The sequence below is a fragment of the Halobiforma nitratireducens JCM 10879 genome (assembly GCF_000337895.1).
Classification (GTDB): Archaea; Halobacteriota; Halobacteria; order Halobacteriales; family Natrialbaceae; genus Natronobacterium; species Natronobacterium nitratireducens.
In genome coordinates this window covers 76,493-97,127 of sequence record NZ_AOMA01000063.1, presented here as the reverse complement: position 1 = coordinate 97,127, position 20,635 = coordinate 76,493, and the positions used below count along the sequence as shown (strand labels likewise).

Annotated in this window: 19 protein-coding genes and 1 tRNA gene; 10 read left to right on the top strand and 10 right to left on the bottom strand. The window is 64.0% G+C overall.

What is annotated here, in order from left to right; all coding sequences use genetic code 11:
• Positions 1-62: 62 nt before the first annotated feature.
• Positions 63-965 carry an HNH endonuclease gene (locus C446_RS05110; protein WP_006672004.1) on the bottom strand — a complete coding sequence of 301 codons (903 nt, stop codon included), beginning with the start codon at positions 963-965 and terminating at the stop codon, positions 63-65.
• Positions 966-1,065: 100 nt separating this feature from the next.
• On the opposite strand from C446_RS05110, the gene C446_RS19610 reads away from it, so the two are divergent.
• Positions 1,066-1,950: an amphi-Trp domain-containing protein gene (locus tag C446_RS19610; RefSeq protein ID WP_006672003.1), complete on the top strand. Its 885-nt coding sequence runs from the start codon at positions 1,066-1,068 to the stop codon at positions 1,948-1,950.
• 37 nt (positions 1,951-1,987) lie between these two features.
• Here C446_RS19610 and C446_RS05100 read toward each other — a convergent pair whose 3' ends face one another.
• Positions 1,988-2,821: a DUF547 domain-containing protein gene (locus tag C446_RS05100; RefSeq protein ID WP_049920054.1), complete on the bottom strand. Its 834-nt coding sequence runs from the start codon at positions 2,819-2,821 to the stop codon at positions 1,988-1,990.
• Between the two features lie 115 nt (positions 2,822-2,936).
• On the opposite strand from C446_RS05100, the gene C446_RS05095 reads away from it, so the two are divergent.
• A complete protein-coding gene (locus C446_RS05095; RefSeq protein ID WP_049920053.1) occupies positions 2,937-3,959 on the top strand; it encodes an AI-2E family transporter in 1,023 nt (340 codons plus the stop codon).
• Positions 3,960-4,631: 672 nt separating this feature from the next.
• Here the strand turns inward: C446_RS05095 and gfo6 are convergent.
• Positions 4,632-5,738 (bottom strand): D-xylose 1-dehydrogenase Gfo6, encoded by a 1,107-nt coding sequence (gene gfo6 / locus C446_RS05085; protein ID WP_006671999.1) that lies wholly within the window; start codon positions 5,736-5,738, stop codon positions 4,632-4,634.
• 204 nt (positions 5,739-5,942) lie between these two features.
• On the opposite strand from gfo6, the gene nadA reads away from it, so the two are divergent.
• The 5 genes from nadA to C446_RS05060 all read left to right on the top strand — a co-directional run bounded on the left by nadA (position 5,943) and on the right by C446_RS05060 (position 10,636).
• The gene (nadA, locus tag C446_RS05080) at positions 5,943-7,076 is read left to right on the top strand and encodes a quinolinate synthase NadA (protein WP_006671998.1); all 1,134 of its coding nucleotides are present in this window, start codon (positions 5,943-5,945) and stop codon (positions 7,074-7,076) included.
• An 8-nt stretch (positions 7,077-7,084) separates the two neighbouring features.
• Positions 7,085-8,605 (top strand): L-aspartate oxidase, encoded by a 1,521-nt coding sequence (locus tag C446_RS05075; protein WP_006671997.1) that lies wholly within the window; start codon positions 7,085-7,087, stop codon positions 8,603-8,605.
• A gap of 2 nt (positions 8,606-8,607) precedes the next feature.
• On the top strand, positions 8,608-9,429 hold the full coding sequence (nadC, locus tag C446_RS05070; RefSeq protein ID WP_006671996.1) for a carboxylating nicotinate-nucleotide diphosphorylase: 822 nt from the start codon (positions 8,608-8,610) through the stop codon (positions 9,427-9,429).
• 47 nt (positions 9,430-9,476) lie between these two features.
• On the top strand, positions 9,477-10,130 hold the full coding sequence (locus C446_RS05065; RefSeq protein WP_049920052.1) for an RNA 2'-phosphotransferase: 654 nt from the start codon (positions 9,477-9,479) through the stop codon (positions 10,128-10,130).
• 68 nt (positions 10,131-10,198) lie between these two features.
• On the top strand, positions 10,199-10,636 hold the full coding sequence (locus C446_RS05060) for a hypothetical protein (protein ID WP_006671994.1): 438 nt from the start codon (positions 10,199-10,201) through the stop codon (positions 10,634-10,636).
• 500 nt (positions 10,637-11,136) lie between these two features.
• On the opposite strand, the gene C446_RS20215 is transcribed toward C446_RS05060, so the two are convergent.
• Both C446_RS20215 and C446_RS05055 read right to left on the bottom strand, forming a co-directional pair.
• Positions 11,137-11,271, bottom strand: a complete 135-nt coding sequence (locus C446_RS20215; protein WP_275039901.1) for a hypothetical protein — start codon at positions 11,269-11,271, stop codon at positions 11,137-11,139.
• Between the two features lie 179 nt (positions 11,272-11,450).
• Positions 11,451-11,534: transfer RNA gene (locus tag C446_RS05055), tRNA-Leu, on the bottom strand.
• Positions 11,535-11,970: 436 nt separating this feature from the next.
• Here C446_RS05055 and C446_RS19845 point away from each other — a divergent pair.
• Positions 11,971-12,579 carry a ribbon-helix-helix domain-containing protein gene (locus C446_RS19845; protein WP_006671993.1) on the top strand — a complete coding sequence of 203 codons (609 nt, stop codon included), beginning with the start codon at positions 11,971-11,973 and terminating at the stop codon, positions 12,577-12,579.
• A gap of 123 nt (positions 12,580-12,702) precedes the next feature.
• On the opposite strand, the gene C446_RS05045 is transcribed toward C446_RS19845, so the two are convergent.
• Complete coding sequence (locus C446_RS05045; RefSeq protein WP_006671992.1) at positions 12,703-13,221, bottom strand: peptidylprolyl isomerase; 519 nt, start codon at positions 13,219-13,221, stop codon at positions 12,703-12,705.
• Positions 13,222-13,347: 126 nt separating this feature from the next.
• On the opposite strand from C446_RS05045, the gene C446_RS05040 reads away from it, so the two are divergent.
• Positions 13,348-14,322: a succinylglutamate desuccinylase/aspartoacylase family protein gene (locus C446_RS05040; protein ID WP_006671991.1), complete on the top strand. Its 975-nt coding sequence runs from the start codon at positions 13,348-13,350 to the stop codon at positions 14,320-14,322.
• A gap of 49 nt (positions 14,323-14,371) precedes the next feature.
• Here the strand turns inward: C446_RS05040 and C446_RS05035 are convergent, their stop codons facing one another.
• Both C446_RS05035 and C446_RS05030 read right to left on the bottom strand, forming a co-directional pair.
• The gene (locus C446_RS05035; protein WP_006671990.1) at positions 14,372-15,133 is read right to left on the bottom strand and encodes an SDR family NAD(P)-dependent oxidoreductase; all 762 of its coding nucleotides are present in this window, start codon (positions 15,131-15,133) and stop codon (positions 14,372-14,374) included.
• A gap of 129 nt (positions 15,134-15,262) precedes the next feature.
• The gene (locus C446_RS05030) at positions 15,263-15,454 is read right to left on the bottom strand and encodes a hypothetical protein (protein ID WP_239639459.1); all 192 of its coding nucleotides are present in this window, start codon (positions 15,452-15,454) and stop codon (positions 15,263-15,265) included.
• A 522-nt stretch (positions 15,455-15,976) separates the two neighbouring features.
• On the opposite strand from C446_RS05030, the gene C446_RS05025 reads away from it, so the two are divergent.
• Positions 15,977-17,986, top strand: a complete 2,010-nt coding sequence (locus C446_RS05025; RefSeq protein ID WP_006671988.1) for an archaea-specific SMC-related protein — start codon at positions 15,977-15,979, stop codon at positions 17,984-17,986.
• Between the two features lie 58 nt (positions 17,987-18,044).
• Here C446_RS05025 and rdfA read toward each other — a convergent pair whose 3' ends face one another.
• Together rdfA and C446_RS05015 are read right to left on the bottom strand one after the other, a co-directional pair.
• Positions 18,045-18,680, bottom strand: a complete 636-nt coding sequence (gene rdfA, locus C446_RS05020) for a rod-determining factor RdfA (protein WP_006671987.1) — start codon at positions 18,678-18,680, stop codon at positions 18,045-18,047.
• Between the two features lie 317 nt (positions 18,681-18,997).
• Entirely contained in the window at positions 18,998-20,161 is a 1,164-nt protein-coding gene (locus C446_RS05015) for an acyl-CoA dehydrogenase family protein (RefSeq protein ID WP_006671986.1), read from the bottom strand.
• Between the last annotated feature and the right edge of the window lie 474 nt (positions 20,162-20,635).

The window sequence follows — 20,635 nt, the reverse complement described above, 5'->3', positions numbered from 1 at the left end:
CATCGAGCCGTCCCATTACCACTTCCAGCGTCTCTACAGGTAAAGCACTTCCCTAGACACTATCAGGCGCGACCGGTGTCGTCCTCGTCGGGACCCTCTCGGCTATCGGGCACCGTCCCACCGAGCAGTTCGGCGACCCCGGCTGCGCCCTCAGTCAACTCCTCGGTGGTGTCGGAGGCGTCCTGAAGGGTAGCATTGATCTCCTCGTAGAGACGCTGGAAGAGGAGTTCGTCGCGCCGATCCGTTTCGTCGGCTTCACGCCCCCGCCAGCGGTCCACGTCACGGTGTTCGAGACCGCAGGTCGGGCAACGGCCGTCCTCGTTTCCGTCGATGTCCAGCGGCTCGAGACAGCCCTGGCAGCGATCCAGCCCCGCAGCGACCGATTCGGCGAGCGCGACCAGTTCCTGCAGTTCCGACTGCAAGCCCATTGCGGCGTCGGTGAGCGCCTCGAGAGCCTGTGCGAGTTCACCGTCGGCTGTGGCGTCCTCGAGGTGGTCGGTTTCGACGGCCGAGAGTCGCTCGAGTCGCGAGGGGACGGAATCGATCGCCAGCAGGACCTCACGTCGGGCCTGGACGTACTCGGCTTCCGTTTCGGCGTTCGACTCGGTCTCGGGGTCGTCGTCGATCTCTCCCGGTAACGAGGTTGCAAGCGACGCGAAGGACGCGGCGGCAGACACCGTCACACCCTGGCGCTGAGTCATCTCACGGACGAGATCGAAGAGTTCCGCAGCCTCGAGTCGGACCGAATCGGCGGTCGGCGTCCGTCCCAGCGACGCGAAACAGGCGTCGCAAACGGTGACGAGTGCGCTCTCGTGTACCGTCCCCTCGAGGGGAACGTCACCGACGGGGTAGAGCCGGAGCCCCGGCCCGTCGGCGTCGCTGTCGGTCGTCCCGCAGCGTCTGCAGGTGCGGTCGTCTCGATCGAATACGGCGTCTCGGTCGCCGCGCCACTCGCGGGAAGTCACGGGCGAGCGAAGACAGCGCGGCGACAAAAGCGCTCCGGCTCCCGGCTTCCGTCCTCCCCTAACCACTACGTCCCAGCCGTCGTACGACTCACCGATTACTGTGAACAAGAACCATTCTAGTGGCGGCGGGCACACGGTCGAAGACACGGTCGCCCGCGAGAACGTCGCACGTGCTCTCCGGTCGCTGGCCGACCGGCTTGAGGACGGCGTCCCGGTTCGGATCGTCGGTGATGACGGGGCCGTCAGTGCGACGGTCGGCCGACAGGTAACCCTCGGCGTCGAGGCCGGCGTGGACGGGCGACGCGATGGGACCGATCCGGAGAACGTGCCGTCGACCGGCAGGCTCGTACTCTCCCTCGAGTGGGACGATCCGGATGGATCGAGCGTCCGCACGGATGTCGACGCCGACACCGGCATTGACGGCGTTCTCACGGCTGTGAGGCAGTTGGATGACGGGAGAGAAGGGAAGCGCAAGGGTGATGACGACGAGGGTGAGGGAGAGGGCGAAGGCGAGGACGAGGATGAAGCCGAAGACGAGAACGAGGCCCCCGCCGACTCAGCCATGGCGACGATGCCGCCCGAAGGTGTCGTCAGGGATCGCGACTCGAGTGGCTGGACCCCTGGAGCGGCCGGCGGGGCTGATCGAACCGAACGGACCGCCCGCACCGCCGGTGAGACCTCGTGTGACCGGACCGAACCCGGCAGGCGTCGAAGCCGGTTCGAGGTGTACCAGGATCAGGCCGGCGAGTGGCGCTGGCGACTGGTCCACTGGAACGGGAATATCGTCGCGGACAGCGGCGAGGGATACGCCTCACGGAGCAACGCGGAGCGAGCCGTCCGGAGCGTGATTCGGACGGCGTCGACGGCCGCCGTCATGCGGGCCGGCAGCGACAGGAAGCGAGACGACGGCGACGGGAGACGGGACGATGACAACGGGAAACACGACGGCGAGGGTGGGGACGGTGACGAGGACAGAACTGGGTGACACGGGGGACGGGAATCGACTGCGACGAACTCCCCACCTACCGCCGCAACTCGTCCATCTCGAGATCCAGGTCGCCGTCGAAGTCGGGTGCGTTCGCCGACGCCTCGTACTCGAGCGCCGGGGCCGCGTCGCCCGGGATCGCGTTGTACTTCCGGAGGAAGTCCACGATCCCTCGCCTTCCGCCGAAGTCGCCGCGATACCGCCGGAAAAACCGCGGGATCGTCGCGACGTTCGCTTCCGGGTCGTAGTCGGCGTTCTCCTCCAGAAACCACTCGATGGCGATGTCTAGCTCCTCGTCGACGTCGTCGGGGGAATAGATCGCGATCGGGGGGCTGTTCTCGGCACCGCGACACAGTGCGAAGTGAATCCGTGGGTCACACTGCTCGAGGCGAAACTCCCGCTCGAACGTAGAAGGGAACGGCCGCGGGAGGTAACCGAAGCCCCAGGGGTGTTTCGAGCTTCGCAAGAGCCCGTGCTCGATGTCGGTGAGACTCAGCCAGCAGCCGGCGACCGGGACCCGATCCCGGCCGAAGAACTTCCATCGCTCGAGGACGCCGCCCTCGAGGACGTCGGGTTCTTCCTCGAGACGAAGCTGGGCGTAGGCGTTGTAGCAGTTGAGCCAGAAAGAGAGTGTCCGCTCGCGGGTCGAGAGCGCCCGTGACAGCCGGGACCGCTCGAGTGTCGCCAGCCGCTCACGGAGGCGATCCGCGTCGTCGCCGCCGAGATCGGACCCGGTTCCGGAGCCAGTGCCGGACCCGGGAGCCCCATCGGCACTTGCCGTACTCCGGCTCTCGACGCCGGGTTCGCCTGCCGTCTTGACGGCGTAGAGCAAATCGCCCGCCAGCGAGAGGGGGTCGAGCTGGGTGGGCATCCGTTCGTACATAAGCGCACCACACCCTTGAAGCCGTGTGACGGCTGAATACGACAGTCCGTCCGACGAACACGTCTGGGGCGGTTTTATCGGAGCGAACGTGGTCACGGTGATCGTGAACCTCAGCAGGGGCTATCTCCTCGCGCTGACGCTGATCTTCGCGTACCTCACCTGGCAGCTCGTAACGCCGTTTCTCCAGTACGTCCTCGCTGCCGTGCTGGTCGCGTTCCTGCTGTCCCCGGTACAACGACGCCTCGAGGACCGGACCTCGCCGACGATTGCGGCGTTCGCGCTCGTGGCGTTCGCGCTCGTGGCGTTTATCGTTCCCTTTCTCCTCGTCGCGGTCGTCGTGGCCGACGATGCGGCCACCATTTTACAGGAGGTCGACCCCGAAGCTATCGGCGTCGCCGAGGTCGAAGACCGAATCGAGGAGGAGGTCGGCGTCGAGGTCGACATCGTCGGGACGCTGGCCGACTCCGCCGAGCAGGTCGGGACGGCACTCGTCGAACAGACGGCGGCCTGGTTCGGCGTCTTCACACACACTCTGATCGGAATCGGACTGGCGCTGTTCCTGCTGTACTACCTGCTCAAGGACGGCGATCGGCTGCTCGGCTGGGTCCGCCAGATAACGCCTCTCCCCGACGACGTACAGGACGACCTCTACGACGAACTCGAGGAGGTCACCTGGGCCGTCCTCGCGGGCCACGTGTTGATCGCGATCATCGAGGGCGTGATCGCGGGGCTGGGACTGTTCGCGACCGGAATCCCCAACGCCGCGTTCTGGACGTTCGTGATGGTCATCCTCTCGCTCGTGCCGTTGATCGGTGCACCGCTGGTCTGGCTCCCCGCTTCGATCTATCTCGCTGTCACTGGCGAGCCGCTCCTCGCCGTCGGGCTCGCCGTCTACAGTGCCATCGTGGTCGGCATCGCGGACGACTATCTGCGACCGATCGTCGTCGACCGCTACGCCGAGATCAGTCCGGCCGTCATCATCCTCGGCGTCCTCGGCGGAATCTACGCGTTCGGCATCATGGGGCTGTTCTTCGGCCCCGTCGTCGTCGGTGCCCTGCTGGCCGTCCTCGAGGTCGTCGACGAACACTACGAGGGGCTCGAGGGAGAAACCGGGACGGAATACTGATCGACTGTGAGTCGTCCCACTCTGATTGTACAATGGTATCTAGGCACATGATTTATGCCTGTGGGCGTCGGTAGTGGAACACGTCGGCGGACGATAGCAAGTCCGGCGTCCGGGCAGCGCATCGCGTGCGAACCGAGCGCGACGACGCGGGTCACGCATCCCCAGTGAACGGCACGCAGCGAGAACCGGGGACTCGAGCCACCGTTTCGCGTGGCCCCCTTCGGGCACATTCCATCGTTTTTGTCGGGTTCTGGGCACAGCTCCGGGGATCGCACAGTGAACAGTCCCCTGACTGGGTTCGAAACGAGCGACGAGTCCTCGAGTCGGAAAACACAATACGGCACTGAGAGAAAGCGACCACGTTCTCGGGCGAGGATACAGCGATGGCGTTCTGTCGGTGGCGGGAGACGCCGTCCGGGAGTGGGCCGTCTTCCTGCTTGCGATTCTCGTGATCGTCGTGGTCCTGTCCGTGTTTAACTGGGGCATCTTCCAGGCGCTTTTCTCGAGACCCGCGTCGAGTTCCGGGGAGTCGAAGACGAACTGTTCGGTATGCGGGGCTCGGACGACCGTCGACTCTCCGTATTGTGACTACTGCGAGGAGCCGTCGAGGCCCACGACGCGTTGAGCGAGGACGGAGACGACGCGTGACGTGTGTGCCGCGTGTGGCGTCCGTTACACCGAGGGCTCGCCGTCGAAATCGCGGTCACGCTCCCCAATCGAGACGCGACGCGCCGTCTCGGCCGACTCGTAGGCAGCCTCGATCGCCTCGAGGTCGGCGACCCCGTCCTCGCCGTCGGGCCCCGGTTCCGTCCCCGTCAGAACGCAGTAGCCGAAGTAATCGAACTGCTCGCGGACCTCGTCGGTCGGCGGCCCGGTGTACTCCGAGCGCACGTCGCCGCTCTCGACGACCATCTCCTGGGGAACGACACCGCCGAACGGCGACGAGATCGCGACCTTCCCGTCGGTACCGACCAGTTCGAGCTGGCTGCTCGCGTGGGCGTCGAAGCTGGCCGTACACGAGGCCGTCGCGTCGGTCGGGAACTCGAGCTGGAAGGCGACGTGTTCGTCGACTGTGGCGAACGGGCCGCCCGAGGAGTGTGTCGACGCGTAGACACCGGTCGGATCACACCCGAGCAGATATCGGATCGTGTTGAGCGGGTAGACGCCGAGATCGACGAGGGCCCCGCCGCCGGCGAGTTCGGGGTCGAGCCGCCAGGTGTCTGGACCGGCGTGGTCCAGTAGCGGGTGCGAGAACGCCCCGTGTACCTGGACCACCGTTCCGATCACACCGTCACGGACGAGTTCGCGGCTCCGGCGAACCGCGGGTTCGGTCTGCAGGCGGTAAGCCGTCATCAGAATTACGTCGGCGTCCTCGCAAGCGTCGACGACATCTCGAGCGCGCTCGACCGTCGTCTCCAGGGGCTTCTCGCAGATGACGTGTTTCCCGTGCTCGGCCGCGGCGATCGCGTACTCGCCGTGGGTCGCGTTCGGCGTCGCGACGTACGCCGCGTCGTAGGCGTCGGCGTGTTCTCCCTCGCGGAACCGGTCGTAGCCGACGACGTGCTCGACGTCGTAGGTCTCGGCGAGCGACCGCGCGCGATCCGGCGAGCCGGTTACCAGCGTCGTCGTGGTACAGTACTGCCCCTCGGCGACGGCCGGCAACGCACGGTTGCGGGCGAACCCACCGATCCCGACGATCGCGAGCCGGACGATACCGTCCGGCGAGTCGCGTTCCCAGTCGCGACGGGTGAACCCGGCGAAGGCGTCCTCGAGTGCCATAGGCCTCCTACGGGGTGGAGCGAAAAGGGTCCAATTCACGAGACAGCGACGGTCACGGTGTTCGACTGGACAGCGAAGACGAATTACGAACGATTTATTTTCGCCTGGCGTATCAGCGGGTGGTATCTCCCCGGTAGCCAGTATCGAAGGAAAAAGTTATTCAATACTCGGGTATGATCCCTGAGCAACCACAGGTGCCGTGAAATGGTAACGATGGAAACCGCGGAGCTCGACACTGATCTGAGTCTGTTCAAATACGACAACCTCGAGCAGTTGCCGCCCCACTACCGGGACCTCGAGGAGGACGAACGGACCGAACGCATCGAAGCGGCACTCGAGGAGCTCGGCGACGACGTCGTCGTCCTCGGGCACAACTACCAGCGACGGGAGATCGTCGAACACGCCGATTTCATCGGCGACTCCTACCAGCTCTCGAAGGAGGCGGCCGAGGCCGACGCCGAGTACGTCGTCTTCGGCGGCGTGACGTTCATGGCCGAGAGCGCGGACATCATCACCGACGACGACCAGACGGTGATCCTCCCGTCAATGGAGGCCTCCTGTCCGATGGCCGGGATGGCCGAAGCGTTACAGGTCGACAGCGCGTGGGCCGAGATCACTGCGGCCGCGCCCGACGAGGACATCGTCCCGATCACGTACATGAACTCCTATGCCGACCTGAAAGCCTTCTGTGCGAGCCACGGGGGACTCGTCTGTACGTCCTCGAACGCTCACCGCGCGTTCGAGTACGCCTTCGAACGTGGCGACAAGGTGCTTTTCCTGCCGGACAAACACCTCGGGGAGAACACGGCATACCGGTTGGGGATGGAAGACGAGATCGCCAAGTGGGACCCCTGGGACCCCGACGGCAAGGACGCCGAGGAGGTCGCCGAGAGTGACATCATTCTGTGGGACGGCTACTGTCAGGTCCACGAACGGTTCCGCGAAACACACATCGAGGAGATCCGGGCAGACCACCCCGACGCACAGGTCGTCGTCCACCCCGAGTGTCGCCGCGAGGTCGTCGAGGCCGCAGACGTCGTCGGCTCGACGAGCACCATCTGTGAGACCGTCGCAAACGCCGACCCCGGCGAGACGTGGGCGATCGGCACCGAGATCCACCTCACGAACCACCTCCAGCGCTGGCATCCCGAGGTCGATGTCCTGCCGCTGTGTGGCGACGCCTGCATGGACTGTAACGCCATGCGACAGATCGATCCGAACTACCTCACGTGGGTACTCGAGGAGCTCGTCGAGGGCCGAGAACGCAACGTGATCGAAGTCGCGCCCGAAGAGAAAGAACTCGCGGAAGTCGCACTCGACCGCATGCTCGATATCTAACTGTGACGATGACTACGACTACCGAACACGACACGACGGACGTTCTCGTCGTCGGCAGCGGTATCGCCGGCTGTGCGGCCGCGCTGGCCGCCGCACGCGAAGGCAGCGAGGTACTACTCGTTACCAAAGCAGCACGGCCGGACGGCGCGAGCACCGACTGGGCACAGGGCGGCATCTCGACGACCCGCGACGATCCGGAGAGCCTCGAGGAAGACATCCTCGAGGCCAGCGACGGCACCGCCGACCGCGAAGCCGTCGAGACACTCGTCGAACACGCCGACGACGCGGTCGAGGACGTCCTCGTCGAGACCCTCGAGATTCCCTTCGACGAGACCGACGGCGGCGAGTTCGACTACACTCGCGAGGCCGCCCACTCGAAGCGTCGCATCCTCCACGTCGACGCCGCGACGGGAACACACATCCTGCGGCCGTTCCTGAACTACGTCGACGACCACGAACGGATCGAGGTCCGCCAGGACACTGCCGCGCTCGAGTTGCTCACCGACGAGGGTCGAGTCCGTGGCATCCTCACGGACGAAGAAACGACGGGCAAACCGATCTACGCCGGCGCGACCGTCCTCGCCACCGGCGGCATCGGGGCGCTCTACGAACGGTCGACCAACCCCGACGACGCGACCGGCGACGGGATCGCGATGGCCGCGCTGGCTGGTGCAGACGTCGCGGACCTCGAGTACGTACAGTTCCATCCGACGGCCTACGCTGGTGACGACCCGTTCTTGCTTTCGGAAGCCCTACGCGGCGAGGGCGCAGTCCTCCGGAACGCGAACGGCGACCGCTTCATGGACGACTACCACCCCGACGCCGAACTCGCTCCGCGAGACGTGGTCGCCCGTGCAGTCGACGCCGAACGCGAGGAAACCGGTGGAGTCGTCTTAGACGTGAGTCCTCTCGAGGGTGAGTTCGAGGACGAGTTCCCCGGCATCGCCGAGAAGTGTCGCGACCGCGGGATCGACGGGGACGCGATTCCGGTCGCGCCCTGCGAACACTTTCTCTGTGGCGGCGTCGACGTCGACGACCGCGGCCGCGCCAGTCTCGAGAGGCTGTACGCCGTCGGCGAATGTGCTCGCACGGGCGTCCACGGCGCGAACCGGCTGGCGAGTACCAGCCTGCTCGAGGGGCTGGTCTGGGGCCTTCGAGCGGGCGAGGACGCCGCCGCCAGTGACCACGAGCCGACCGTCGTCGAGGCCCCCGACCTCCGTAACAGCGACCCCGATCTTCCCGACCGGTTCGCCGCCGAGAAGTTCACCCGACTTCGGCAAACGATGGACGAGTACCTCGGCCTCGAGCGTACCCCCGACGAGATCGCCCGTGCAAGCGCCGTTCTCCGGCGGCTCAAAGGCGAGGTCGACGCCTACGTCCGGACGCGAACGGCCCGGGACCTCTACGAACTGCGCAACGCGACCGTCGTGGCGTTGCTGATCGCTCGAGCGGCAAGCGAGAACGAGGAGTCGGTCGGCTGTCACTACGTCGAGGAGACGCAACCGACGGGAGAAACCGCGGACGACTGACGATGATCTCCGATACGCAGGTCGAACGCTGGCTCCGCGAAGACCTCGGCCACCACGACGTGACCAACGACGTTCCCGGCGAGACGACCGGCCGACTCGTCGCGAAAGAAGCGGGCGTCGTCGCCGGTCTCGAGGCCGCGGCGGCCGTCTTCGACTATCTCGACGTTGACGTGACCGAGCGACTCGAAAACGGGACGGCCATCGACCCCGGTGAGGTCGTCTTTCGCGTCGAGGGGCCGGCTCGCGAGGTCCTCCGTGGCGAACGCGTCGCGGTGAACCTCGCGGGCCACGCCTCGGGAATCGCCAGCCGAACGAGCGAGGCCACACGACGCGCTCGAACCGAATCCGACGACGTGTACATTGCCGCGACCCGCAAGACCACCCCCGGTCTCCGCGGACTCGAGAAGCGAGCCGTCGTCGCCGGCGGCGGCGACACCCACCGGCTCGACCTCTCCCATATGGTGATGGTCAAGGACAACCACGTCGCCGAGCTGGGCCTCGAGGGTGCGATCGAGCAGTTCCAGGATCGGACATCGTTCGCGACGAAACTCGACGTCGAAGTCGAGCGCGTGGCCGACGCACCGCGTGCGGCCGAGGCCGGTGCCGACGTCGTCTTGCTGGACAACATGACGCCCGCAGAGACCCGGGCCGCCGTCGACGAACTCGCCGACTACGACGGCGTACTGGCGGAGGCAAGCGGCGGAATCACCCTCGAGACCGTCGCCGATTACGCCGCGACGGGCGTCGACGTGATCTCGATGGGATCGCTGACACACTCCGCGCCGTCGCTTGACCTCTCCTTCCGGACGGGAGACGGGGAGTAGCAGCGACGAGCGAGGGATCTTTGCCGCTCGAACACCCAGTCGCGACCGTGACCGCACCGCTTCGAACCTGCGAGGAACACGGGCCGTTTGCGACACGCAGTGAGGACTGCCCCGTCTGTGGCGAGACCGGCGCGTTGCTCCTGGAGACCGATCGGCGACGACGACTCTCGACGTTCCTCAGCGGTGCGTTGCGACACTTTCCCGACGACGTCGACCTCGAGTTGGACGACCGTGGCTGGGCGGAGTATGGCGATCTTCTGGTGGCGGTCGAACGCACGTACGACTGGGCCGACGAGGAGGCCGTCGACGCCGTGATCGCGGCCGATCCGAACGGCCGGTTCGAACGCACGGACGACGAGGCGAGACGACGGGTCCGTGCGTCCTACGGCCACTCCGTCGACGTCGACCTCGAACCGACCGACGCGCCAGTCCCGGACGAACTCTACCACGGGACCGCTCCCGAAACCCTGCCGTCCATTCGCGAGGACGGCTTGCGGCCGATGTCGCGCCAACAGGTCCACCTCTCGGGAAGCCTCGAGGCTGCACGGCGAGTCGGACAGCGTCACACGAGCGATCCTGTCGTTCTCGTCGTCGACGCCGGATCGATGCTCGTGGACGGTCGTCGAATCGCGAAGCGAGGGCGGGAGACGTACACGACCGATCGGGTACCCCCGAAGTATCTCTCCCGTCCGGACGGGTAGCTTCGGCCGATCTGCTTTCATCCTGGAATAGTGGGTATTATAATAGTTCGGTTCGCTAGGCGTGTGGTATGGCAGAAACACGGAAACAGGACGCGGCAGCGTTCGAGGAAGGACCGATAACGCCGACGCGAATCGGACTGGTTGCGGGCATGATGGACGTGGTCGTCTTCGCCGCCGTCGGCTACATCGCACTCGAGGACGTGGCGACCGGCGGTATTTCCGGCCTCCTGGTCGGTATCGGCGTCTTCCTGTTTCTCCCGCTTTTCATGGCTGTCGACGAGGACGGTGAATTTTCCGAGTTAGCCCCTGCTACCGACGGCACACCGCTCCGAGAGTTCCACCGGCTCGCTGGCGGATTCGGGTTCTCCGCTGCGGGTATGGTGCTGCTCGCGACCGGGTTCGCCGAGTTGGAACTCCTCGTCGGCCTCCCGGCTGCACTCCTGGCGGGAGTCGTCGTCTATCTCGGCGCTGGGTTCGTGATGCCGAACGCACAACTTCCACAGTAACTCACTGTTTCGGAGGGGACGCTCCCGGTCGAACGGAGACACCTACCCCAAATGACAAACCGTAGACCGTGAACCGCCACTCGTAGCGTCTCGAGGCAGCCCCACCGATCGGAAGCGGAAAAGCGCGCTCCGCTAGGGGCAGTCTAACGGATCGAGCGACGGCCAGTTTTCCAGTGTATCCGCAGCCGCGAGGACTTCGGTGACGGTTTCCTCGTCGTCGAGCGAAACCGTCCTCCTCCCAGTCGACATCGATCAGTTGCCTCTCGAGTGAACAGCCTCGGCGTCACGTGGTTCGAGACGCCAACGGCGTCTCGTCATCACGGAAATCTTTGATTTCCGTACGACCCCGAGGCACTCGGCCTGTTCAGCCTGTAGAGGAACGTATCGAGAGCCGGCGTCTTGCTACCCTTCGACGGCGGGAGCTGGTGTCGACGAGCGGCCACCTGGCGTGATACGGTTCACTGTAAGTCATTTCCAGTGCAACCGCGACCCGGAAGCAGTCACACCGGTAAATCGTTACAGAACCCGTACGAGAGGGCGTCGATCGCAGTCGTCCCGTCCCGTTCCAGCAGTTCGTGGTGGACGAGCCGGTGATCGACGCTGGCGAGGACGTGAAACGCCTCCCGACGATCCATGGTGGTCGTCCGTACTGACGGTCTCGAGGAACAAACCAACTGTTCTGACAGTCGTTGGCACTTACACGTTCCGTGGTGGTCGTTAGGTGGCGCGGGGTCGTCGATCGCAGTCGTCAATCCACAGCCACAGTTCACAGTTCGCACTCCCCACTCGTCGCTCAGAACTGCTCGTGACAGGATGCGAGGGAAGGGATTTGAACCCTCGGACCCCTACGGGAGCGGGTCTTAAGCCCACCGCCGTTGGCCTGCTTGGCTACCCTCGCACAGAAGGCAGACGCCAGTTGTGTCCGGTTGGGGATGTGCGTTTCGGTGTCGGTCGACGGCTGTCCCCCGATTTCCGCTCGGTCGCACCGATGTGATCCGACTGATCCGTGAGCCGATACGCGGCCGCGAGGCTCCCTTCGAGACCAGATTCGTTCACACTGCCGGGCAAACACTGCAGAGACCGATCGTACTCGAGACGGGATCGAGTGTGTACTGATTGTTGGCCAGTAGTATCACTCCCCAGAGAACTCAGCAGGTCCAACCGGTCACGGCAGAGCGGAGCGCACGCCGATCGGTCCACGGAGAGCGACCACAGCCGGCGGGCTGTCCCATCTAACCGGTTCCACTCTCGGAACCACCCGCCGAAAATTCCAGAGAACCTACTATTATGATGGTGGAGAAAGGAGACGACAGCACGGACTGAGACGATCGATCATGGCACCCGAACCCGAACCAGAATCCGAACCAGAATCCGACCCCGAACCCCAACAATCGGAACCGGACGCGTACATCGAGTATCCCGACGGGGAGCAGCCGGCGGGTCCGCAAGGCGGGTGCGAAGTGTGTGGCTCCGGGGAGTCCCTTCGAGAGTACACCCTCGGCTCGTCGGTCGACGAAGACGACGGGACGATCGTCCTGTGTTCGACCCACTATCAGGTCGCCGCGATGTTGGGCGGCTCTCGATACCTCGATTCTCACGCGACGGATTACGACCTCCAGGAGACGCGCAAAGTGACGGTTCGGGTCCCTCGAGCGTTGATCGAAAGTGCGGACTCCGCGGCCGAACAACAGGGTCAAACCCGCAGCGAATTCGTTCGCGACGGGATACAGATGGCCATCGAGTTACAGGAGGTCGACGAGGCCTTCGAGGACATTCTAGAGCAGGCGGTCGTGTCGCCGGAGGAGGCCGACCGGGAAGCGAGTTCTCCCGAGTCGGACCCGACATCCGACTCCGAGACCGGCCGGGAGCCGGACGTCGAATTCCTCAAAGAGCGAATTCGAAACCTCGAGTCGCTGCTCGAGGACAGCATCGAGAAGATTTGAGAACGGTGCTGACGGCTGGAATTCGATTCGGCAGCGGAGGAGCCCGACACCCACGAAGAACCGACCGAAATTTTGCTACGGTGACGACGGTTCCGCATCGACTCCGGCCGACACGAGGCGACGCTACTCGTCGTGGATGGTCACGGACTCGAGCAGCACGTCGTCACGCGGACGGTCGTTTCCGTCCGTGGAGACAGTACCGATCTCGCGGACGACGTCCATCCCGTCGGTCACCTTGCCGAAGACGGCGTGGCGGTCGTCGAGGTGTGGTTGAGCGCCGAGCGTGATGAAAAACTGCGAGCCGTTGGTGTCGGGTCCGGAGTTGGCCATACTCAGGATGCCTTCGTCGTCGTGACGGAGTTCGTCGTGGAACTCGTCGTCGAACTGGTAGCCGGGACCGCCGCGACCGGTGCCGGTCGGATCGCCGGTCTGGATCATAAAGTCCTCGATGACGCGGTGGAAGAGCACGTCGTCGTACAGCGGTTCACCGTCGACCTCGTTGCTCGTCTCGGGATCGGTCCAGGTCTTCTCGCCGGTCGCGAGACCGACGAAGTTCTCGACGGTTCGGGGGGCACGCTCGTCGTAGAGTTCGACATCGATGTCACCCTCGCTCGTGTGCAGGGTTGCAGTAAGGTCTCCCATATGCTCGCCGACGACAGCAGGGGTCAAAACCGTGGTGGTCTCTCCGTGCGCCCTCGAGTAATCGCTCGTGAACACGCACCGAAACTCCCCCGCAGGTACAAACGGCCGGAGCGAAAACCCACGGGCATGGACGGGACCCACACGGCCGAGACGGTGACCCTCGCGCGGCTCCCCTCTGGCGTCGAACTCACGACGACCGTACACACGTACCGTGGCGACGACGGCGATGACGCCCCGACGGTCTACGTACAGGCGGCCCAGCACGGCCGTGAAATAAACGGTACGGAAGTCCTGCGTCGGTTCCACGATCGGCTGTCGCTCGAGTCGCTGTCGGGGACCGTCGTTGCGGTTCCGGTGGCGAATCCGTTGACGTTCGATCGCGTCTCCTACACGACACCGGAAGCGCTCGACAGCGTCAATCCGAACATGAACCGGGTCTGGCCCGGTGATCCGGAGGGGAGTCTTCACCAGCGCATGGCCGATACCCTCTGGGAGTACGCGGGCACGGCCGACGCCATCGTCGACCTGCATACCGGGAGCCCGGATATGCTTCCACACGTCGTCTTCCGCGAGGGTGACGAACGATCCCGCGGGCTCGCCGAAGCGTACGGCACCGACCTCCTTCTGGCCGAGCAGGCCGACGACGACGCCTCCGAGGAGTGGCACCAGCGCGGATTCGCCGGCAAGCTCCGCGTTGGGGCTGCCGAAGAGGGTATTCCATCGATCACGCCCGAGCTCGCACACAACAAACAGATCCTCGAGGACGCAGTCGAGTTGGGCGTCGAGGGGCTGTTGAACGTCCTCCGATACGTGGACGTGCTCCCGGGCGACCCGCCCGACGAAACGCCACCGGTGGCGAGAAACCACCTGGGCCAGGTTACGGCCGAGCATTCGGGACTGTTCCGCCCGGAACTGTCACTCGCAGTCGGTGATCGCGTCGAGGACGGCGACCGGATCGGAACGGTGTACGAGCCGACGACCTACGAACCGTTACAGGAGGCCGTCGCGGATCGCGACGGGGTGTTGTACGCGCTTACCCGCGAGGCGACGGTGATCGCGGGCGACAAGCTGGCGAACGTCGGGCTGCTTCTCGAGGAGTGATCGGTTGGCCGGTAGCCGGCAGGAACAGTCACAGGACAGCCGTTCCCGGTCAGCACGTCGAGAATCCGCCGTCGACGACCAGCCCGTGGCCGCTGACGAACGACGCGTCGTCGCTGGCCAGAAACAGGATCGCGTCGGCGATCTCCTCGGGTTCGGCGAGTCGCTTCAGCGGGTACTCCTCGGCCATCTCCTCGCGAGCCTGTTCGGGATCGTCCCGCTGGGCGAGGTACTGCTCGAGCAACTGGGTGTCGGTAAAGCCCGGACAGACCGTGTTCGCCCGGACGCCGTAGGGACCCGCCTCGGCGGCGACCGCACGGGTCAGGTTCAGCACCGCGCCCTTGGTCATCGAGTAGGCCGACTGCTTTGGCAGCCCCAGAACGCTCGCCAGCGAGCCGACGTTGACGATGGAGCCGTGTCCCTGTTCTTTCATCCGGGGCAGTGCAGCGTGACAGCCGTTCCAGACTCCCTTCAGGTTCACGTCGATGACGAAGTCGCGGATCGAGTCGTCGATGTCCTCGAGGCTGGCACCGGGGTGGCCGGTACCGGCGTTGTTGATCAGCACGTCCAGCCCGTAGCTGTCGGCGACTTCCTCGACGACCGCGTGAAACTGGTCGCTGTCGGTCACATCGAGATCGTAGAACACTGCCTCGCCGCCGTCTGCCTCGATCGAGTCGGTCAGCGACTGTCCACCGTCGCCGTCGATATCCGTTACGACCACCCGCGCGCCTTCGGTCGCGCACCGTTGGGCGGTCGCTCGTCCGATCCCCGACGCTGCACCTGTGATCAGAACCGTCTCGTCCTCGAGTCGCATGCATCCCCCATCGATCGTATCGCATATAAATTCGTTCATTAATATACGCCATTAGACACAAGATGTTTTCGCAGAGGTGTGTTGGGCAAACAGTGGTAAATAGTTGCCAGCAACTCTCCGTGAGGTCGCTCACTCCCCGCACGGACGTTCCGGCACGATCCGGTAAGCTAGCAACTCGCCGTCGTCGACGCGAACGACCATGATATCCCCCTCCTCGACCGTTTCGAACTCGTCGACCGAAACGACGAGTTGATCGACGAGTTCGCAGTCTTCCTCGAGCAAGAGAACGACGTGTTGACCGTCGACGATGCGGTCGACCACTGCGACGTATCTCCGACCACCCGAGGGAGAGAGCCCCTCGCCCAGGGAGCCGTGGTCCGTTGGGTCGTCGGCTTTTGCGGTCGTCACTCCGCTTACAACGACTGCTGCCGTCGCGAGTGAAGCGGCCGATCGAAGACGGTACGTCGGGCCCTCGATGAGTCGTCCGACATACCCCCGTTGGCTCCGGTATGGTATATAAACTCCAGTCACGATCGGAATAAACAACGAAGTTAGTAAATACTCATACACATTTTAGAGTAGACATATTCTACAAACACACTTAAAATTTACATAGGCCAATTTCTCCCACTACTTCCAGTAGATGTCATTTAGTAGGCTTTAGGCACATATGATCCATGTTTCCAATTTATAACCAAACATTCATAACCTGAGTTGTGTGATGTTTATTCTATCAATTCGGGTGCCAGCTAAGCAGTGCAGATATCCGGAAGCCGAGAAATCGATGCCCTCGAGTCGGTCTACACCAAAGGTTTATCACTTGCCTGGGAGGTTATGGGAACAATGGCGACACAGGAGCGTATCACTCGAGAAGCGACGTTGCGAGCCCGTAATATCGGGGGGATCGACGAGACGACGGTCGAACTCGAGCCCGGCGTTACCGTTCTGGCCGGCCGCAACGCGACGAACCGAACGTCGCTACTGCAGGCGTTTATGGCTGCGCTCGGCGGCGAGTACGCCTCGCTGAAGGCCGACGCCGACGAAGGTGAAGCCGTCCTCGAGATCGGCGACGACGTCTACCGACGGACGCTACGCCGCAGTGGCGGGACGACGGTCATGGGCGGCGAGCCCTTCCTCGAAGACGCAGAACTCGCGGACCTCTTCGCGTTCTTGCTCGAGTCGAACCCTGCCCGCCGAGCGGTCACGACCGGCGACGACCTCCGTGAAATCATCCTGCGGCCCGTCGACACCGACGAGATCGAGGCCGAGATCACCCGTCTCACCGCCGAAAAAGACCAGATCGCCGACGAACTCGAACGTCTCGACTCGTTGAGCGGCGACCTCCCCCAACTCGAGCGCGAGCGAACCGATCTCGAGGAGCGGATCGACGAGAAACGTACGGCCCTCCAGGAGGTCAAAGACGCGATCGAGCGGGCCGAGTCCGAAATCGAGCGCCGGCAAGACGACCAGAACGAACTCGAAGCGAAGTTGAGCGAACTCCGCGAACGCCGGTCCGATCTCGAGGACGTCCGGTTCGACCTCGAGACCGAACGTGAGAGCCTGAGCGCGTTGCGTGAGGAACGCGAGGAGCTCGAAGCCGACCGGGAGGAGCTGCCGGACCTGGAGTCACTGGACCGGGAGGCGATCGACGAGGAGATCGACCGCCTCCAGCGCCAGTCCCAGGAGATCGACGGCGTCGTCAGCCAACTTCAGAGCATCGTCCAGTTCAACGAAGAGATGCTCGAGGGGTCTCACCCCGAGATTCGCTCGCTGCTCGCCGGCGAAGACGGGGACGACCGCGGTGCCGACGCCGCCGCGGTGACCGAACGACTCTTAGAAGACGAGGAGACCGTCCAGTGTTGGACCTGTGGCAGCGAGGTTCGGCGCGGCGAGATCGAAGACACGATCGATCGACTGCGCTCCTTTCAGGAGGACAAACTCGCCGAACGTGACGATCTCGAGGAGCGAATCAGATCACTGCGGTCGGATCGCCGCGAGATCGACGAGACACGACGCGAGCGCGACCGTATCGACGATCGCCTCGGGGACGTTTCCGCCGAGATCGAACGCCGGGAGGCCCGACTCGAGGAGCTGACCGAGCGCCGTGACGAACTCGAGACCGAGATAGACGACCTCGAGGCCCAGGCGGCCGACCTGGAAGCGGAGTCCGAGGGCAGTGCCGACGACGGAGACGACGGGACGTCCGCCGAAGACGACGAGAGCCTGCTCGAACTCAATCGGCGCGCGAACGACCTCGAGTTCTCGCTGGGGCGGCTGGAACGTGATCTCGAGACGACGACCGAGCGGATCGAGGAGATCGAATCCGCGCTGGCGAAGCAAGAGCGACTCGAGAAGCGTCGCGAGGAGATCCGTGACGAACTCGAGGAGCTTCGAACCCGGATCGATCGCATCGAACGCGAGGCGGTCGACTCGTTCAACGAGCACATGGACGCCGTTCTCGAGGTGCTCGAGTACGACAACATCGACCGCATCTGGATCGAACGGGTCGGCGAGACGGTCCGTGAAGGCCGCCGCACGGTCGAACAGACGGCGTTCGATCTCCACATCGTTCGCAGCACCGACGAGGGAACCTACGAGGATACGATCGACCACCTCAGCGAGAGCGAACGGGAGGTCACCGGTCTGATCTTCGCGCTCGCGGGCTATCTCGTCCACGATGTCTACGAGGAGATGCCGTTCATGCTACTCGACTCCCTCGAGGCGGTGGACTCGAACCGGATCGCCGCACTCGTGGAGTACTTCCGCGAGTACACCGACTTCCTCGTCGTCGCGTTGCTCCCCGAAGACGCCAACGCCATCGACGACGAACACGATCGGATCACCGAAATCTGACCGGACGAACGTCGCCGTTCCATACCCATAACACCAGTACCACTGTTACACGTTTCCCCTACTCCCCGGAGCCGTCACCGAAACAGTCACACGCGCCGGACTCGAGCAGGTCGGCCACATCGTACTGCTTGCCACAGCGTTCACAGAGGACCTGTACGTCGGCGAGCACGCGATGGGGGCCGACCTCGAGTCGGTCGGTCTCGCGGAGTCGCTCGAGTTTGCTCTCCGTGACGGAAAGCGCACGCTGGCGCAACCCTTCGATTGTTCGAGCGACGTTCTCCCGGTCGCCTCCCGTCTCGTCGTCGGACGACGGTGGCGTCACGTCCCGGTAACCAGTGAGATACGACCTGACGGCTCCGTAGGAGACGAACTCGTCGGTCAACGTCTCGACGTCGACGCCCTCGCGTTCGAGGCGGCGCTCGAGTTGGGTTCGCTCGCCGCGGCTTCCCGCCTCGCCAGCGAGAAGCGCGTAGACGCGGGAAACGTCTTCGGCGATCGTGTCGATGCCGACCTCGGCGAGCGCGGTCCGGACCAACCGCTCGTTGAACGAGTCGGCGAGCGACCGCAGACTCTCTCGGTTCTCGGCGCGGGTCCACCGCTGCTCGAGGTCGGCACCGACGCCCTCGAGGTCGTACTTCTCGATGAGTCGCGCGACTTTCGGTTTGGGGCCGGGACTCGCGTTCGGATCGGCCATTCGGTCGTAGTTCCGACGGGCCGTTCAAATCGATTTCGATGGACGTAGCTGTTTCGCCATCATCGAAACGCGTGTTTCGCAGGTCAGGCGTTCCCTGTCCCCGGTTCGTGGCGCTTCGAACGAGCGAGCGCCGAGAAACGGGATCGGCAGTGTCGAAACGAAAGGCTCGATCGGCAGAAACGGAGCGGCAGACTGGACCGAAGTGGCTGTCGAATCGAACGCCCCAGGCCCCTCGAGCGAAGGTAACGGTGAGACGAGCGTACTGTCGACAGACGCGGAGCGAAAGCGGTCACGCTCCGGTTTTGCTCGTCGGCGGACTACTGATAGGCCGGGATGCCGGTCAGTTCCTCGCCGAGCACGAGAGTGTGGATATCGTGGGTGCCCTCGTAGGTGTAGACCGTCTCCATGTTGGCCATGTGTCGCATCGGGGAGTAATCGGTCGTGATGCCGTTACCACCGAGCATCTCGCGGGCGATGCGGGACTGGTCGCGGGCCATGCGGACGTTGTTACGCTTGGCCAGCGAGATGTGCGCGGGCTCGAGGTCGCCGCGCTCTTTCAGTTCGGCCACGCGGTAGGCCAGCAGCTGTGCCAGCGTGATCTGGGTCGCCATCTCGGCGAGTTTCTCCTGTTGGAGTTGGAACCGGCCGATCGGGCCGCCGAACTGCTCGCGATCCTGGGCATACTGGCGAGCCTCCTCGAAGCAGTCTCGAGCCGCGCCCACCGCACCCCAGGCGATCCCGTAGCGGGCCTGCGTGAGACAGGACAGCGGTCCCTTCATTCCCTCGACGCCGGGGAGGACGTTCTCCTCGGGTACGTGAACGTTGTTGAGACCGATCTCTCCGGTGATCGAGGCTCGCAGCGAGAGTTTTTCGGTGATCTTGTTGGTCGTCACGCCGTCGCGATCGGTTTCGACGAGGAACCCACGGACCGGATCGCCGTCGGCAGAGCGGTCTCGGGCCCAGACGACGGCGACGTCTGCGACCGGCGAGTTCGTGATCCAGGTCTTCGAGCCGTTGAGCACGTAGCCGTCGGCGTCGCGTTCGGCGTGGGTTTCCATCCCCGACGGGTTCGACCCGTGTTCCGGTTCGGTCAGACCGAAACAGCCGACGGCCTCACCCCGCCCCAGCTTCGGGAGCCACTCCTCTTTCTGCTCTTCGCTGCCGTAGGCGTGGATCGGGTACATCACCAGCGCCCCCTGGACGGAGGCCATCGAACGAAGCCCCGAGTCGCCCGCCTCGAGTTCCTGCATGAGCAGCCCGTACGCGGTCTCGGAGACGTTCGGCGAGCCGTACCCCTCGAGATTGGGGGCGTAGAACCCGAGTTCGCCCATCTCGGGGATCAGTTCGGTCGGGAAGGTTCCCTCCTCAAAGTGCTCGGCGATGTCGGGCTTGACGTGTTCCTCGACGAATTCCCGGGCCGTGTCCCGGATCATCCGCTCTTCCTGGTCCAGATCCTGCTCTAGCTGAACGAAATCCAGCATACGTGATACTACGGGAACCACACAATAGGTATTGCGGTACCTACCCTTAGCGAGCCCCGTGGAGGCTCTCGAACGCGGGTCGTCAGTTCGCGAGTCGTCCCGGCTCGAAAACGGCCCGGTGGCTCTCGCTGCGGTCAGGAGCGAACGATAGGCAGTGTTCGTCGCCGAACCAGAACGGCGAAGCTCCGACTGGCAGCCGAGGTGGTACCACTGGCCCGAACTCAAACCCACTCGATTGCCAACATGATTTATATCCACTATGAAATAGGATTAGACGGATTTTTGCCATTCCGACCATGCTATTTATAGTCGCAGAGACGACTTGAAACGCACTCTAATCACCAATCACTCTATAAAAAACAGTCGTTATAAAATTATTATATAATTATAATCTTTTCGATATATGTTTGCTGTATTCGGGCCAAACTAGTTAGGGAAGAGTTTCGTCCGATCAGGGGGCCTACGAGAAATGCC